The following is a 15,035-nucleotide window of genomic DNA, read 5'->3' as shown; positions in this document are numbered from 1 at the left end:
TGCGGTTGGCCGCATATGAGCACATCTTGGCTAAGCCTGATCGAAGTGACGTTAAGATTCAGCCTCTGCTGCGCCGTTGCCAAGCTGGCTTGCGCTCACTGATCCGTGGCATCCGTTGAGCGATGACTGACGGCTGGCCGGTACTCTCTGTTGCGAGCGGAGACTTGACCACCATAGGCCGCTCAGCTTCGGTCCCTCGACTTTGCAACACTGCATCCGCTTTGTCAGTCGAACGACCTATGCGTTTACGGATCTCAGCTTTGGACTCAACCTGGATCTTTCCATCTGATTTGCTCGACCAACTGCCCCTGAGCGAGATCAGCTCCTACCACTCGCTATGGCAAGTCGAAGCCTCGTTCCGGCTCAGCAAGAGCGACCGTCGTGCACGTCCCGTGTTTTCACCACGACCGCGACGCCATCGAAGCCCACCTCACCGTCGTGGTGACCGCTCTCGCGGTCGCTCGTCACCTGCAGAACGCCACCGGACTGAGCATAAAGAAGATCATCCGGACGCTACGGCCACTACAGCAGATTACCGTGAACATCGCCGGCGACGTACACACCGCCACCGACCCACTCACCGCCACCGCCCGCAAAATCCTCACCGCAACCGGCACCGACTGGGCGACACACAAGAAGTACGACTCGGGTCCAACGAGACCGCCGTGGCCGAGGCTCCTGGGCGGGCAGCTCTGGCCCTCTCAAAGACCACGCAATGTTCGAGCAGTCACTCTCCAACGTCCGCGAGAGCTGGGTCGACGCTCTATGCCCAAAGTTCGCCAAGCCACCGTGTCCGCGATCCGCTCACAACTCGCGGTCGCTACCGTTTCCGCCAACCTAGGCACGGCCACCGTATCAGCCGATCGAGGGACGACTTGGACGTCCAACGCGCGGACGCTGGCGATCTCGGCGGAACACACCGGTATCGAGCACGTCCCGAGGCCCCGGGATCGGGCCGCTTCGAGTTGCAGGCTGGCCCGATGGCAGCTGAGTCGCGAGCAGCTCGGCCTGCTTGGCGGCACGATCGACGGCGTCAGCAAGTCGGCCGCGGATTGGGTCGTCGGGTGGAAGGCCGGGTGTCTGGGCCTGCGGCTGGAATTCGGGCCGCTCACACCATTCGCCGTGGCTGACCAGCCTGTCGATGAGATCACGGAACGACGTCACAGTGGACAGCGCGGGCTGAACGCTGCGGACGACGGCTCGCCGCTCGGATTCGTTCGCCAAGGCGGCTCCGCGGCCATCGAGCTGCTGCAGAGCCATACGGATCTCGCGAACCTGGTGCAGTGGGCGCGGATCGTCTGCGGCGAGCGATGTGAACGCGCGGGTGTGGCGACTGATCGCGTTGACAGATTTGGCGATGCGGCGAATGTTGTCCGCGACAGGACGCAGTGCATCTTTGCCGTCTTGCTGATCCAGCACTGCCGCGACCGAATGCAGGCTACGCGCATGCGCGTGGACCAAAGCCTGAACGCCTTCGGGTCTGAGGTGCGTGGCTATGCGGAGCAGGTGGTTCAGCCGTGTAGTGGCTCTGGGCAGCTCGGCCAGCGCCCGCACGCGGATCGGCGTGTCAAGACGGCCATCCGGCAGTGGCGCACCCTCGGGCAGTGGGCCCGTCGTGGCAACCCGCCGCAGGTGCTCACCGGCAAGTGCGAGTTCCCACCCGTCTCGCTCGCGGGCATAAGCCTGGCCGGTGGCTGCTGCGTCCGGATGTGCTCGCGCCAAGTCTCGGTCGAGCAAGGCAGCGGCCTCGACGAGCACGGCCACGTCGGCGACGACAGGCCAAGCGTCCTCGCCATGGGGACGCGCTTCGGCCGGCACTGCGTTCCACTCATGAGCTGCTAGGGCTGCGTGTCGGCGGATCTCGCGCCATTGCCGCCCTGCTTCGGTCGTTACGGCATAGTCGAGCCAGCCGGCGGGATCGCGCGTGGGGGCATACGAAGCAGGTTCGGAGTTCAGCAGACCCAACGTTGAGCCAATTGGCTGAGTGATCAGGTCTCCGAGCAACGGCTCAGGGACCGAAGCCTCACCGGTGATGTCCTTTAGCACTTGTCTGCAGAGCCGCCGGACGCTGACACGGGCGTCGTCTACCAGGGCGAGCTCGCCGGTGTCGACCCGTGGGGACATCGTGGTGAGGTTGGCGAGCTCGATGGCCAGGCGGCTGAGTTCTTCGTCGTAGGTCACGGCACGCCATCCGAGGGATCGTGATCAGCGAGAAGGCGCATTGCTTTGGCGATTCTCAGCCGCAATTCGACATCGGTGCCGGCTCCGGTCGCGGCCCGATCGAGTGCGTCGTGAACAGTTGGAAGTACCGCGCCGAGTGGGAGCGGTGGACGACGCTCGTTGACTCTCGGGTACGGCGGGGCGACGTCGGTGAGTGCAGTCAGCACCTCGCTTGCGGTAATGAGTGCGCGGATAGCTGGCGCGTCGGCAGGGTTGGCGTCGTGGCGCTCGGCTGCCGACAACCACTCGCACGCTTCGGAAAGGTGCGCCGGGAACGGTTGCATATGAAGCTGGGTAGTGTCGTTCATTTTCTCAGCTTTCCGTGGCTGCTGATCACGTGTCTTCCTTCCGGCCACGTTTGTGGATAAACACAGCGATGACTTCCCTCGGGAGTTCAAGGCTGTGGATACTCTCGTCGCCCATCTTCGCGCCGCGACTGATGTGGCGACGGGTACTCATGCACCGGCCCGTCGGCCGCGATCCTGCGGTAGGCCGAATAGATCGTCCGAGCTGCCTCACGCTGTTCCAGGCCAGCGCGGAGGGCTGCCTCGAGCAACGGTCGCGCGTCGCGCACACCTCGCTCCGCTGCCCGACAGGACGCCCAGTACAGGACATCATTTCGGTTTCCTTCGGGTGTCTGGGCGACGTAGCGAGCCAGAGTCGCTACAACACGCTCCGGCGACGCGTTCTCCATGTTGGAGATAGGCGTCCGGGCTGCCGGGCGACGTCCCGGGCCGATCTCCATGACATGCTCGCGGATGGCTTCCCAGTTCACTGGTGCACTGGGCTGCGAGCTGGTGGCCACAGTCACGTAGGGGCTCAGGTGGCCGCGGACGCTGATCGACGATGGCGGCAGCAGCACGTAGCCGCCGGTGGATCGAAAGTCGACATGTGCGCCCGGCAGGGTCCCGTTTCTCTGAGTGGTGCCGGGATAGTAGATGTGCACTCCTCCGCTTGGTGTGCGCACCATGTGTGTCCAGCCGTCGAGCAGTCCCGCGTCGCCGAGCTTCTTCATCTGCGGGTATCCATTGCCGCCGGAGTGAACATCGATGTCGACGACGTCAAAGGTGACTCGCCCGCCGTGCCGCCCGGTTGGCATGGCCAGGTTTGCCTCAGGCCAGCGGGTCCACCAGTCAAGGATCTCGTCCAAGGCAGTCGTGGCGGCGTAGAAGCCGCGCTGAATGAGTGGACGTTTGGCGCCCGGCACACAGGGAAACACAGGCAGGCCCGACGACGCGCACCTCAACGCAGCTTCGAGCATCATTCTCGGTTCCCAGCATCCGGATGAACCGCCGCTGCCTCGACTTCACGCTCGTCCAGAACCGCCGTGATGAATTCGCTCCACCAGTGGTTGTACAGATCGTCGGCCCATGGCGGCGTAGTCCCGCCTCGGTGTTCGCGAGCGGAGCAGCCCGTCCGCGAGGTCCATTCGCGCAGGCGAGTGCGCGTCTCGTTGAAGATGCTGTGCCAGTCGGCCATTGCCGACGCGCTCTGACGGTCGCTGTATGCCACTTCCCATGAGCCCCACAGCGCAGTCAGTTCCTCAATGAGCGCGCCATGCCGCCACCAGCAAGGCGGCAGCTCCCGACTGTCCAGCTGATACCGGATAGCAACCCGACGCACCCACCCGGCGAGGTCGACGAACGTCCGCTCATAATCGTCTCCGGACATCTCGTGCCAGCGGACCGGTCTCCGCGCCTTCGGACCAATGAACTCCGCGACCAACCCCTCGACAACAGCCGGATCTAGACCGTCGGCATTCGGATCCGACTCGTCATGAAGGTCATCCACGCCGCCGCACCTCCTCGCCGTTGGCACCTCGACTACGACTTCACATCGCCGTCTGAGAACCTCTCCAGCCGAAGGGAGACGTCTGTTCGCGCACAGGAACAGCGACCGCGCGTTTTCAACAGGACGGACGGCTGCATCGAGGCCCGAAGCCGTGACAGCAGTCGAACTTTTGTTCTATTCTAGCGAGCATGTCAGCCGAGCCCGAAACCAACGGCAGCCAGGAGATTCTGAACTGTCACTGGCCCGCACACCCAGCGATGCTCGTCGAGCAGGAGCATGCAGTACCCGTTCGGGTGCGCGTCGCCTTCGCACGCGACGGTGAGTGCTTCATCGAGGGCTGGGCCAAGCGATGGGACTACTCTCATGTCCTTGTCGCCATCGACGACCCCCGCGTCGAGAGCAACGAGATCTGGCTCAAACCACACGACGTCTATCGGCGCATGCCAACCGCCCAGTCCCGGAACGCCCGTGGCGCTCGATCTCCTGATAACGGACCCCGGCCGCGACGTCCGAGCGCGCGCTGACCCCATCAGCACGCTACGCCCGACCTGATCGAGCCTTCCGATGATCCACCGGACGTCGCTACTAGCCTTTGAGCACCCGCCCACGGGGCTAGAGAGGACGGGATGCCTGATGGGAAGAAGGCGGTCCGCACGACCCACTCCCGATAACTGGTCGCCAACAGCGACCGGGTCCCGTTCTATCCAAGCCGGGCTGCTGGCAGCCCAACTTGGCTACAGCCCACGCCGCGGGCCGCCGACCTCGGGTGGCTGATGGGACCGGTGACCGGTCAGGGGGCGGAGCAGATGACGCTCATCTGGCGGGACCGCTTGCGGCCCGTCGCTGATATCAGCCTGAGCAACGCCCTTGACGTCGCCAGCACCTTCCGAGCGCTGCGCCGCCGGAGTATCACGCAGGGCTTTGATTCGGGCCGCCCGGATCTCCGATGTGCGCCTATCAATGTGCTCGCTATGTTGGCGTGCTTGTTCAGGCGTCATGTCGAAGAGCCCACGTGTGGGATGTTCACGAAGGCTCTCTCCCATGGCCTCGTGGCCGGCGTCGATCGTGATCTGTTCATAAGGATGCAGCGGACGCATGGGTCTTTCCGGGAGCTCTCCGGAAGCTTCCGCCGCCGGGATGATGTTCTCGTCCCACTCCGCCTCATTGAAATCCGGATCTCCAGCTTCAATGTAACTTCGTCGAGCGGCCTCGCCGTATCCAGCGCGCTCAAGTTCCTGCTCATAGGCGTGTTGCTCGTCGTCATACGCTTGCTTGCGTCGTTCGTAATCTTCCAGCATGTCTGTCCAAGCGGATCGAACCTCGGTCAAGGCGATTCTCCATTCGTCGGCTTGCCTGCTGTACACCGTCGTTCACAGATGCCGCCGACCCCGACGTCCTACGAACTGGGGACCGGCAGCACGTACGCCATGGGGCCGGGGCGTCACCTTCCTTTCCGCTGCGCGGCGACGGCGAGCCGCCGTTCGGTCTCGTCGCGTTCGCGGCGCAGCTGTTCTGCGTCGCGCCGGTCCGTCCACGGCGCCATGTTGAGGATGATCGGCGGGGCCGAGCGGAGCATCAGCACGCCGGTGCCGAACGGCAGCGTGCGGAGCTGCCCCGTATCCAGGATCGGTACGCGCCGAAGGCTCGTTGAGGTGGAACGTGCCCCGTCGTGGGCTCGCGACGTTGAGATCGTTTCGTCGTCGCGCTCGCCGATGAGCGCAGAGATGTCTTGGAGGTCTTTGGAGTTCGACGCCCCACCGAGGATCAGCTTGACCGTCGCCGCGTCCCAGATCGTGGCTGCATCGTGCTCACCCCATCTGCCCCGCGCCTGGGCCAATGACTGAAGGACAGCCGTCGTGCTGATCCCGCTACCGCCTCCTTCGGCCATCAGGGCGGGCAGGCTCGGAATAGGCACGAGATTGCCGATCTCGTCCAGTACGAGACTGAGCGGTGGATCAAGGCGCGCACCAGGATTGCCGGCCGCGATGCGGCGTGCGGTTTCGAGCATGTCTTCGACGAAGGCGTTGACGAGCGCGTTCGCTGCGCCGGCCCCGGTCGACGTGCCCAACATGTAAAGCGTCCCGCCGGAGGCTATGAACTCCTCGGGGTCGAACTGCTCAGATGTCGTTGGTGTGACTGTGTCGAGCACTCGCGGGTCGGCCAGAGCTCCTAGAGCTTGGCGTACTCCACTCCAAACATTCGAGCGAGTCCGCTCATCCATCGAGATCGTGGCATCCAGCGCGTCCGCCCACCCCGCCGCAGCCGCACTGGCATTGTGCATGACCCGCACGGCCTCCGATGCGTGCACCGGGTCCAAGGACCAGCGATACAGGTCACGGGCGGTGCGATCGTCGAGGGCAGCCGCGTGCAAGAGGCCCCGTAGGACGGCCTCGGTTTGCGCCTGCCAATAGGAGTCGTTGTCAACGCCTCCTCCACCGGTACGGAAGCCGGTGTCGGAGGCAAGACCTCGCGCTCGGATCATCGCGGTCTGCGGGTCCGCGCATCCTCGTACCGGGGACCACCGAAGACCACCCGGGATGCCGGGAGCGAGGTGTTGGGGATCAAAGACCGCCACCGGCCCGCGTCGCGCTCGGGCGTTGTGAGTGATGGTGAGGTTGTCGGGTCGAGTCGAGGTGGTCACCACAGCGCCAGGGGCATCCAGGATCATGTCGACGACGACATGTAGCCCCTTGCCGGAGCGGGTCGGACCGAGAACGATCACTGAGTCCTCGCAGCTCGCCCAGACTGGTACGCCACGTGCTTTCCCAAGTTGGTGACCGACATCGGCGGGTGCAGGGTTCGTGAGTGACGGCCGCAGATGCCGTGCACGCTTGCGCAGTGTCCGTGCCGAAGCAGCACGGCGAATCTGCTGCCTGGTTGCGGTGCCGGGTAGCGCATGAACAGATACGGCTTCCTTGCCTCCGGCCCGGCGGGCGGCTAGCCAAGTACAACCAGCAACGACAAGGGCGAGTCCGATGGTGACGGTCCAGGTCACCGCGGAGGAGGGCATCGGCTGGCCCCAAGCAGATTCAAGGTCGGTCGGTTGTGTCAACGCTCCGACGACGGCTTCCGGTGTGAACGTCGGCGTACCGTATCCGCCTGCCCGCGCGGCGAGAAGCGCTCCGCCCCACACCACACCGCCAGCGACCAGCAGGCAAAGCGCTGCAGAAATGACGACGGTGCTTTCGCGGCTTGTGTTTGAACGTCCACGTGCTGTGGTCATATTCGCTTCCCCGCTTACCCGGTCATACGCTCGTCCGTGTCGAACAGTTTTCGCTCCGTCTGAGAGAGCGCGTGGGACACAACGTAGGCGCGTTGTCCGATACGCCAGAGACCCTCACCGACGCCGAGCTCGCCGATGATGTCGCGTTGGGTTGGGTTCAGTCCGAGCAACGCAGCCGACTGTCCCAGTTGGTCGCTCTCTTGCCGGTAAGCGATCCGGGTCGAGCAGTCAGCCAATAGCCCGGCGGCCAGCTCACGGGACTCGGAGCCTGCGTCGCCGATCGCGTCGAGATCGCTGAGCCGGTGGATCACGGCCAAGTTGGCGATCCCCCAGGCGCGGGATAGTTTCCACTGCGCTTGCATGCGGCGCAGCAATGCGGTCACGGACATCAGGCGCCACGCTTCGTCGTAGATGATCCACCGAAGTCCGCTCTGAGCATCCTGCAGAGCCCCTTCTAGCCACGACGATGCGCAGGTCATGATGATCGGGAGCGCTTCGTCGTTCTCGTTGAAGGCAGACAGATCGAGGCTCACCATCGGTAAGCCCGGATCGAACCGGGTCGTCGACTCGCCGTCGAACATGCCTGCCAGGTCCCCGTGGACCATGCGCGCCAAGGCGTGCCCAACTCGGCGGCCGTCGTCGCGCAGAACGGCGACGTCGTCAGATGACAGGTCCGTCGCCAATGGCGAGGGTGCCAGCAGATGCTGAACTACCGTCGGCAGCGTAGGTGTGCCTCCCGCACCTTCGGCCACGGCCAGCGCCGTGGTGAGGGCAGTTTGCTCGGTCGGGGCGAGCGGACCGCCGAGCACCGTTTCTGCGATCGCACGCAGCAGTTGCCGGCGCCGCGCTTTCACGAGAGTGAACCATTGGGTGTCACTCAGACCAGTCGGGCGTGTTCCCTCGTCGAGAGGGTTGAGTCTTGTCGGCAGCCCCGGGCCGAGACGAATCACCTTGCCTCCCGCCGCCTCGACGACGACGCTCCACTCGCCCTTGATGTCGCCCGGGACGTACGTCTTGCGTCCGAAAGCTAGTGACCTCCAGGCGATTGACTTGGCCAGGCTGGACTTGCCATTGCCGATGACGCCGGCCAGCAGCACATTTGGGTTCGTGACTATCCGCGCCCGGTACAGCTCCCAGGGGTCGAAGCAGAAGCTCGCGCCGGCTAGCAAATCCCGGCCGATATACATTCCGATCGCCCCGAGTCCGTCGTCGGCGAGAAATGGATACAGCACGCGCAAGCCGGCGCTCGTGGCGTAGTGCGCTTGTAGACGCAGTGGTAGCCAGGACCGGCCGGCCGCTGGGCCATGGGCGCCGGCTCGTGGGTGGGTCACGTCCCGGGGAGTGTCGCGCTCAGCAGTTTGTTCTTCGCGCCGCCTCGCGCGGTCGTCGTCCCTCTTCTGACGGATCAATCTGCGTGCTTCCTTGCGGGCCGCACGCCGGGCTGCCGCGCTCGCGTCAGCCGATGTAAAGAGCGGACTCGACCGCACGCTCACAGCAGCACGCGCCCAAACGGCAGCGCCGCATAGAAGGCAGTGTCTTGCTGCCCATAGAGCACAACGGTGTCTAGGCCGCAATGGTGGCAGGCAGTCTCTGTCTCCTCCAGTGCCAGCTCGAGCTCCTGTTTTGAGCCGGCTGACACCGTTACCAGCCCGGTGAACGCCAGGTCCGCGTGTCCAGCAACCAACTCGCGTTCGCGTTTGTCGACGTCTTCCTGTTCCCGCTTCTGAGCCGCAGTGGTTCGAATGTCGTGCTTGTCGCGGCGGCGCTGTTCGGATTCTTGTTCCGCCTGCTCAATCTTGAGTTGTCTCGTGGCCTCACGCACCGTGCGGGGCCGGTACACCACGCTCACGCTTCGATGCACCGACGTGGCCAGGAGTAGAGGCACCAGGAACGTGGCGTCGACCTCTTCGCGAGTCCATTCCTTGATCCACAGAACCGCGTGCCAGCCGTCGTCAATGCGCACGTGGTCCCACTCGGCTGAGACCGCCACAGGTCCGGCTACGTCAATATCGCGGCCGAGGCCTGTTCGTTCCCACGCAGGCGTGTGGTGCGGTCGGAACGCGGTATTGATCAGGCGAGCGAGGTCCGTCTCGTCCAGCCACGCGTCGACGTTGATTTCGGCCGAACGCAGGTTCGCCGTCAATGACGTGAGTTCCCGCGCAAGGACGTCGGCTGCACCGGCCACCCCGCCGCCGGCGGACCGGACAGCGCGAGCTGAGTCCTTCAACGACACAGTGACGGAGAGCAGCGTTTCGTGCCTGGATGAGGTCGGTTCGGCGTTTCTGACAAGTTCTCCGTACGATGCCGCGGCAAGACCGGAATCCTGACGGCCAGCACGTTCCCAATAGGTTCGCACCGCATTGCCACCCTCAGGAAGCGAACGAACGAGCACTTGGAGCCTGCTCATACGCCCCGTGCGGCACGCGCCGCTGAGGGCCTGCCCCCATCCAGCCACCCGACGGTTTTGGTCGTCCACGCTCAGGAGCAGAAACACATCGTGGCGGACGCGGACGACGCCCGTCAGCATGCGGCGATGTGGATCATAGATGAATGCGGCCCCAGACGGTTCATGCTTGTGCAAACGCAGGCTCGCCGCCTCACCCGGAAGAGAGAGCGAGCCCACGTGGCGCGACTGGCCCGGCCGGACCAACCACAGCGCCTGGCCACGAATCCGCCGCAACAGAGCATGCGCGACGATCGGTGCCCACGACACGAGCGTTCGGCCTTGTGGAGCTACAAAGGCCAGCACCAGCGCAGTTACCCACCCCGGCGCCGTCATCACTATCCCCATGGCGCCAGCGCTCATCGCGGCCGGTCCGAGAATCGCCGCCGCCACACCCACGGCTGCCATCTGAGCCGCGGATAACCCCCACATGACACCTCGCTCAGATCGTCGCCCCAGCCGGGCGGTGACCGCAGACGGCTGGCGCGACCTCGCGTTGTCCTCCATTGATCCGATGCTCCGTTCAGCCAGATGTGTGTTGGCGTTGGCGGTGGAGGAGATGGGCCGGAGTAGTCATCGTCCGCCCGGCCCCGGTCATAGCCGAACGAGACTGGATGATCATCGAGCGGGCGCTGTGTGAACTGGCCTGCATCGTGATCGCACCTCGCCCCATCGTGCCGTCCCATTCCCGGCCACTCGGCGTCACGAAATCGAGAAACTTGTACGTCAGCCAGGGCGCGATCGCAGCGACGAACAGCAGCATCAACCCCATGGAAAGCTCGCCGATAGACCGCAACACCGAACCTGCTGAGCCCGACAGTCCCTCACGGATGGCGCTGGCGGCGATCGCGAACGTCATAACGATCGTGATCTTGCTGATCGCGAGCGCGAACATGATGCTTGCCCACTTCTGCACCCAACCGGATGTCCACCTGCTCGTCAGGCCTGCAAAAGCTAGTGGGGCAAACACAGCTGCCACGATGATCAACGCCTTCCTCGCCATCAGCGCGAACCACACGGTGATCGAGGCCAGGATGTAGAAGAACGCGAAGACAATGACCAGTATCGAAGGCAACACAGCACCCTGCCCTGTCGCCGAGGCGACCAACATGGCCGGCGTCAGTGCCTCGATCGCTTCACCGACATCGACCCCCACCCGCCATCGCATGATCAAATCGGCAGCCCAGTCAGTCAGCATCAACACCGACTGAGTTACGGACAAAGCAATCGCCGTGGCCGAGAAGCTGCCAAGCATCCCCACGACCGCACGGACCAACTCGCTCGACTGGCGCCGCCACGCCGCCGATGCCAACTGAACGATATACAGCGCAACGACGATCGGCAGCGCGATGACCATGGCAACCGTGACATTGCCTCTCACCCAATCGGCTGTCAGGTCAACTGCCGTCGTCTCCATGAGCAGCGACCACATCGCGACAATCAGCGTCTCCGCCGCTTCGGCCATCGCTCGAGCCAGATTGCCGATCGTCTGGTCATGCAGCCAACCGCTCGGATCGACCTCGCCACTGACAAGTTCGCACACGAACTGGGAGAACGGATCGAACAGGCCACCACAGCCGCCACCAGTCAGCGCGGGCTCGGGATCGCTCCGCATCAACTCACTCCGCGCCGGGCAACGGAATCCCCTGGCCAATGCCCCACGCCCACGACGTGATGGTGTTGACCATTCCGAAGCCGATGAACGACACCAGGGCCCAGCCAGCGGCTGTCTTGCCGGTATCGACACGGTGAGTCGAGCCCGACATTCGCCCCCAGGCCCACATCAGAAATGCCACGATCACCGCGCCTATCGACGCGAACAGGCAGAACGACAGAACTCCACCAAGCAGTCTTCTCAGCGCCGGTATCCCCGGAATCGCATCGTCATTCGGCCTAATCCCAGGGTCGAACAGACCTACGTCGGCCTCCCCCAGCAGCCCAAACGCCGTGATTAACCCTTCAACCACACCCATGCCGACTCCCTGCCGCTCGACCGGCCCGCGTCCGGCACGGGCCTCCTAACGCCAGGGAGCCGACGGTCGGCGCACAGGGACCAGGTCGAGGCGTGCCCATTTGCGCGGCGATCCGCGACTGGGCGCAATGAACTCACTGCCATCGCCGCAGGATGGATGTGGACGATGCGTCCGGCAATTCCTCACTCAGCCGCCGTGAGAGTGGGCCGGTGCCCGGCGGACCACGCCAGCTCGCGCACACGCACCCAGGCAGAGCCACAGGTTCTTGCCCGGTGTGATCACCAGCGACGCCGACGAGTCGTCATGGAACGAGGCACGCACCCACCAGATCGTTGCCCTGCCTGCGCAACGTGACGCCGCAGCCCTCCACCAACCGTTGCACGCTCACCTCGGCCTTGAGCCTCACCAGTTCTGCGTCGGGAGTCCGCGCTACGGCCAACTCCTGTCAAGAACGTTACTTCGCTTGCCAGAATGGACCTAGTTCGCTCTCACTCGTCAACCACGCCCAAGGCGGCACCTATGGTTGAGGAACCAGCGCCCCCTCTGCACGCACCCGGAAGCGAGCCCGTGACCGACACCAACTTCACCGCCCGCCTCAGCACAGCACACAAGTCACAGTCACTCACCCAACAGCAGCTCGCCGAACGCTCCAGCGCCCACGTCACCGCCTACATCGAAGGCACCCTCCTCCGCCACCACACCCGCCAAGCCATCACCGGCCAAGCCAGCTGAGTTCGCCCGTGAACCACGCGACGATGGTCGGCGCCGTGGACGTCCACTACGACGACCAGGAAAGGGCGAAGGCGGCACTGGTCGTCTGCCAAGAGCTGACCTTCTCAACGATCATTTCCGAGCACGTCGCCGACATCGCCCGAGCAAAGCCATACGAGCCGGGAAAACTCTACAAGCGCGAACTCCCGTGCATCCGAGCAGTCCTAGCACTCGGCCCGCCACTTGAGCTCCTAGTCATCGATGGCTACGCGACCCTTGACTCCCAAGGTCGCCCAGGGCTCGGGGCGCATACCGCAGACGCGCTCGGCATCCCAGTCATCGGCGTCGCAAAAACGCCATTCCGCACCGCGACACACGCAGCCGAGGTGATCCGCGGCGCAGCGACCAGGCCTCTCTACGTCACAGCTGCCGGAAGGCTCGAGATCGCCGAGGCGGCGCAGATCGTTGCCGGGATGGCGGGGCCAAGCCGGCTCCCAGCCGCGCTTGCGCGGGTGGACAACCTCGCTCGTGGCCGCGTTCGACCGATCACCGAGCAACACGTCACCTGACCTTCGGGATCAGACCCGCCTTCTCAGGCAAGGCAGTTCAGTGCTCAGCCATCGCCGAGCGAATGAGTTCGACACGGTCCGGTGCGATGACCTCGATCACCTCCAAGGCGTTATCTCGCGCCCACCCCTCGTGGGCAAGAGCCCAACGCGCGAGCAGCCAAAGCCCTTCACGTGCACGGTCCAGGCAACGGCCCCGCAAGGACGGGTCCGTCGCCGAAGTGCCCCTCACGATGAAGAACAAGAGATCCAAGATCCGCCCGCTTCGCCACGACGGCTGGTCCTCCATCAGCGCCGCAAGCATGACGGACACCGTCGGCTCGGCCGCGGAGTAGATGGTTCCCTGCGAGAAGACATGCTCCTCAATCTCATTCCACGCCGACGATGACTCATCAACGTTGGCGCTTGAGAGGAGTCGGCGCAGGGCCACTCCAAGCGTGCTCGCGGGACCCATCGCCACGCGATAGGACGCCCAATCGACTTCCTCAACCATGCGTTCTGCGACCGACTTCACGATCTCAGTCCCCCCAAGGCCCACCTGGCGCCCCGCGCGTGCCCGGCGCGAAGAGGCCGCGCGGGAAAACCTGACACCCCGTGCACACCGTGCCCTCCACCCAGTTCGGGCCCTTAGAACTGTCCAAAGTGCGCCAGCCGAACGGCTTGCTCATCGGCCCGCCCGGCTGCATCTGCTGAATACGGACTTCAGCATGCACGCCACCCCAGTTCCCGACAGTCTGGGATCTGCCATCCGCATCCCCATGACTCACATACCACGGACTGCTCCTAGGAGTTGCAGCCCACATGTCAAGGCTGGTGGCCCATCTCCAAGGTTGCCAGCGATCACCAGCCACGAGCCATGCCATCCGCAATCGAGCATTCTCCACGCGCTAGCTTTTCTCTCTACGCAGGCGTCGTTTTATAAGAGATATTTCCTTCGCAAGTCCCGAGTCAGAACTCAGCTCCCCCAGAGCGGCTCGTGCCGACGGCTTGCGTGACCTCTCCAGCGCACGCAGCAGCAGCACACGGCTTGTGCCATGCGCCGGTTCGCCCGCCAAGCTGACCACCTCGTCAAGTAACCCCTCCCCGGCTACGCCCGCGATCGCCACCGCCAGCCCATCCTTAGCCCGCGTGCCAGGCTTCTCATCGCGGTAAAGCCGCACCAAGGTCTCCCCTGCGAACCGGGCATCCTCACCAACCGCCAGCGCCCGTGCAATACCTTCGCGGACAGCGTCAGGGTACGGCCGCTCCAAGTGCTTGAAGAGGATCGGCAGAGCCTCCGGATAAGGCTCGGAGGTATTGACCAGATCCCAGACCGACTCGACGAACAACCCCACACGCTGCAGGTCGTCTACCAACGGCTCCTCAGCCGCACGCAGCCTCGCAGTTCTTTCGGCGAACTCGCGGTCACGCTCGTCCCGACGCGCAACCCACTCCGGATCAGACTCCAGCTCTGCCATCAATTCGGCCGCAGTCCTTGCCTTTCCGACGCCACGCATCACTCACGGAACATACCTCGAATCGATCAACCAAGCCCTCACGGCGCCCTGGCGTGCTACGGCATGGGCGGCCTCCACGAGCTTTCAGTAGTCCACGCGAAGCGGCGCGGCCAAGACGCTTCCAACGACTCCGGGCACCCCAGGCCGCGCTGCCCAGCCTGATCCTCAAGCCCGACCAGCTGTTCCGCAGCACCAAGTCGCACCAGCCACTCGAACAACACCTGCGCCCGGTCGCGCGTACCCCATCAGCCGCCGTCGTCCGCTCTCTAGCCTAGCGGCGCGCCGTCCAGAAAGACCGCGTAGACCGGGACGAACGCCGAGTTCCACGCCACCAGATTGGCCTGAATCTCTGTCTCCTCGTCGCTGCTGTAGTCGGGGATGCGCTCAAGGCCAGGAACATCTCCAACAAAGAACACCGCACGCTCAGCGACGACTCGAAGCTGCGCACCCGGGGACGGCCACATTCCAAGCTCTAAGCCAAACAGGCATTCGGCGTTGTTCGCCACCGAACCTCCTACTGTCCACGCCCGTCATGAGAGTGGACCGGTGCCCGGCGGACCACACCAGCTCGCGCACACCTCGCCCACCGGAGCTCTTCGTCCTCTAGTCGGC

General features: G+C 64.4%; 16 protein-coding genes and 1 pseudogene. 4 read left to right on the top strand and 13 right to left on the bottom strand.

The features are described 5' to 3' along the window. Positions 1–311 precede the first annotated feature (311 nt). Positions 312–633 (top strand): annotated as a pseudogene (locus tag F7O44_RS31665) (IS1634 family transposase); the annotation flags it as partial. A 222-nt stretch (positions 634–855) separates the two neighbouring features. Here the strand turns inward: F7O44_RS31665 and F7O44_RS08000 are convergent. The 4 genes from F7O44_RS08000 to F7O44_RS07985 form a co-directional block, all read right to left on the bottom strand. Further along, positions 856–2,181 carry a hypothetical protein gene (locus F7O44_RS08000; RefSeq protein ID WP_162449698.1) on the bottom strand — a complete coding sequence of 442 codons (1,326 nt, stop codon included), beginning with the start codon at positions 2,179–2,181 and terminating at the stop codon, positions 856–858. Further along, positions 2,178–2,528: a hypothetical protein gene (locus F7O44_RS07995; RefSeq protein WP_162449697.1), complete on the bottom strand. Its 351-nt coding sequence runs from the start codon at positions 2,526–2,528 to the stop codon at positions 2,178–2,180. Before F7O44_RS07995 ends, F7O44_RS08000 begins: the two co-directional genes overlap by 4 nt. Positions 2,529–2,614: 86 nt before the next feature. Beyond that, positions 2,615–3,484, bottom strand: a complete 870-nt coding sequence (locus F7O44_RS07990; protein ID WP_162449696.1) for a bifunctional DNA primase/polymerase — start codon at positions 3,482–3,484, stop codon at positions 2,615–2,617. Then, positions 3,481–4,011 carry a DUF4913 domain-containing protein gene (locus F7O44_RS07985; RefSeq protein ID WP_162449695.1) on the bottom strand — a complete coding sequence of 177 codons (531 nt, stop codon included), beginning with the start codon at positions 4,009–4,011 and terminating at the stop codon, positions 3,481–3,483. The genes F7O44_RS07990 and F7O44_RS07985 overlap by 4 nt, the downstream gene beginning before the upstream one ends. 188 nt (positions 4,012–4,199) lie before the next feature. Between F7O44_RS07985 and F7O44_RS07980 the strand changes: the two genes are divergently transcribed. Beyond that, positions 4,200–4,535 carry a hypothetical protein gene (locus F7O44_RS07980; protein WP_162449694.1) on the top strand — a complete coding sequence of 112 codons (336 nt, stop codon included), beginning with the start codon at positions 4,200–4,202 and terminating at the stop codon, positions 4,533–4,535. A gap of 210 nt (positions 4,536–4,745) precedes the next feature. Here the strand turns inward: F7O44_RS07980 and F7O44_RS07975 are convergent, their stop codons facing one another. From F7O44_RS07975 to F7O44_RS07950, 6 genes are all read right to left on the bottom strand, one after another. Continuing rightward, on the bottom strand, positions 4,746–5,339 hold the full coding sequence (locus F7O44_RS07975; protein WP_162449693.1) for a hypothetical protein: 594 nt from the start codon (positions 5,337–5,339) through the stop codon (positions 4,746–4,748). A gap of 113 nt (positions 5,340–5,452) precedes the next feature. Then, positions 5,453–6,733 (bottom strand): type IV secretory system conjugative DNA transfer family protein, encoded by a 1,281-nt coding sequence (locus F7O44_RS07970; protein WP_222851168.1) that lies wholly within the window; start codon positions 6,731–6,733, stop codon positions 5,453–5,455. A gap of 515 nt (positions 6,734–7,248) precedes the next feature. Beyond that, complete coding sequence (locus F7O44_RS07965; RefSeq protein WP_187361166.1) at positions 7,249–8,643, bottom strand: TraC family protein; 1,395 nt, start codon at positions 8,641–8,643, stop codon at positions 7,249–7,251. 80 nt (positions 8,644–8,723) lie between these two features. Continuing rightward, positions 8,724–10,109, bottom strand: coding sequence for an SCO6880 family protein (locus F7O44_RS07960; protein WP_162449690.1), 1,386 nt, complete (start codon positions 10,107–10,109; stop codon positions 8,724–8,726). A gap of 91 nt (positions 10,110–10,200) precedes the next feature. Then, positions 10,201–11,142 carry a hypothetical protein gene (locus F7O44_RS07955; RefSeq protein WP_162449689.1) on the bottom strand — a complete coding sequence of 314 codons (942 nt, stop codon included), beginning with the start codon at positions 11,140–11,142 and terminating at the stop codon, positions 10,201–10,203. Positions 11,143–11,296: 154 nt separating this feature from the next. Continuing rightward, on the bottom strand, positions 11,297–11,650 hold the full coding sequence (locus F7O44_RS07950; protein ID WP_162449688.1) for a hypothetical protein: 354 nt from the start codon (positions 11,648–11,650) through the stop codon (positions 11,297–11,299). Between the two features lie 519 nt (positions 11,651–12,169). On the opposite strand from F7O44_RS07950, the gene F7O44_RS07945 reads away from it, so the two are divergent. Together F7O44_RS07945 and F7O44_RS07940 are read left to right on the top strand one after the other, a co-directional pair. Beyond that, positions 12,170–12,382 carry a hypothetical protein gene (locus tag F7O44_RS07945; RefSeq protein WP_162449687.1) on the top strand — a complete coding sequence of 71 codons (213 nt, stop codon included), beginning with the start codon at positions 12,170–12,172 and terminating at the stop codon, positions 12,380–12,382. A gap of 8 nt (positions 12,383–12,390) precedes the next feature. Then, entirely contained in the window at positions 12,391–12,930 is a 540-nt protein-coding gene (locus F7O44_RS07940; RefSeq protein WP_222851167.1) for an endonuclease V, read from the top strand. A gap of 37 nt (positions 12,931–12,967) precedes the next feature. On the opposite strand, the gene F7O44_RS07935 is transcribed toward F7O44_RS07940, so the two are convergent. From F7O44_RS07935 to F7O44_RS07925, 3 genes are all read right to left on the bottom strand, one after another. Beyond that, positions 12,968–13,441: a hypothetical protein gene (locus tag F7O44_RS07935; protein WP_162449686.1), complete on the bottom strand. Its 474-nt coding sequence runs from the start codon at positions 13,439–13,441 to the stop codon at positions 12,968–12,970. 373 nt (positions 13,442–13,814) lie between these two features. After that, on the bottom strand, positions 13,815–14,384 hold the full coding sequence (locus F7O44_RS07930) for a hypothetical protein (RefSeq protein ID WP_162449685.1): 570 nt from the start codon (positions 14,382–14,384) through the stop codon (positions 13,815–13,817). Between the two features lie 305 nt (positions 14,385–14,689). After that, complete coding sequence (locus F7O44_RS07925) at positions 14,690–14,929, bottom strand: hypothetical protein (RefSeq protein WP_162449684.1); 240 nt, start codon at positions 14,927–14,929, stop codon at positions 14,690–14,692. Positions 14,930–15,035 lie beyond the last annotated feature (106 nt).

Source organism: Phytoactinopolyspora mesophila (assembly GCF_010122465.1).
Lineage (GTDB): Bacteria > Actinomycetota > Actinomycetes > Jiangellales > Jiangellaceae > Phytoactinopolyspora > Phytoactinopolyspora mesophila.
Note: the sequence above shows the minus strand (reverse complement) of the source record. Positions and strands in the feature narration are given on the sequence as shown.

Bases quoted from the DNA above. Each gene is read 5' to 3' on its own strand.
- F7O44_RS07995 (WP_162449697.1), bottom strand. From the start codon at position 2,528: ATGAACGACACTACCCAGCTTCATATGCAACCGTTCCCGGCGCACCTT.
- F7O44_RS07990 (WP_162449696.1), bottom strand. From the start codon at position 3,484: ATGATGCTCGAAGCTGCGTTGAGGTGCGCGTCGTCGGGCCTGCCTGTG.
- F7O44_RS07980 (WP_162449694.1), top strand. From the start codon at position 4,200: ATGTCAGCCGAGCCCGAAACCAACGGCAGCCAGGAGATTCTGAACTGT.
- F7O44_RS07960 (WP_162449690.1), bottom strand. From the start codon at position 10,109: ATGTGGGGGTTATCCGCGGCTCAGATGGCAGCCGTGGGTGTGGCGGCG.
- F7O44_RS07955 (WP_162449689.1), bottom strand. From the start codon at position 11,142: ATGGCCGAAGCGGCGGAGACGCTGATTGTCGCGATGTGGTCGCTGCTC.
- F7O44_RS07950 (WP_162449688.1), bottom strand. From the start codon at position 11,650: ATGGGTGTGGTTGAAGGGTTAATCACGGCGTTTGGGCTGCTGGGGGAG.
- F7O44_RS07945 (WP_162449687.1), top strand. From the start codon at position 12,170: ATGGTTGAGGAACCAGCGCCCCCTCTGCACGCACCCGGAAGCGAGCCC.
- F7O44_RS07930 (WP_162449685.1), bottom strand. From the start codon at position 14,384: ATGGCAGAGCTGGAGTCTGATCCGGAGTGGGTTGCGCGTCGGGACGAG.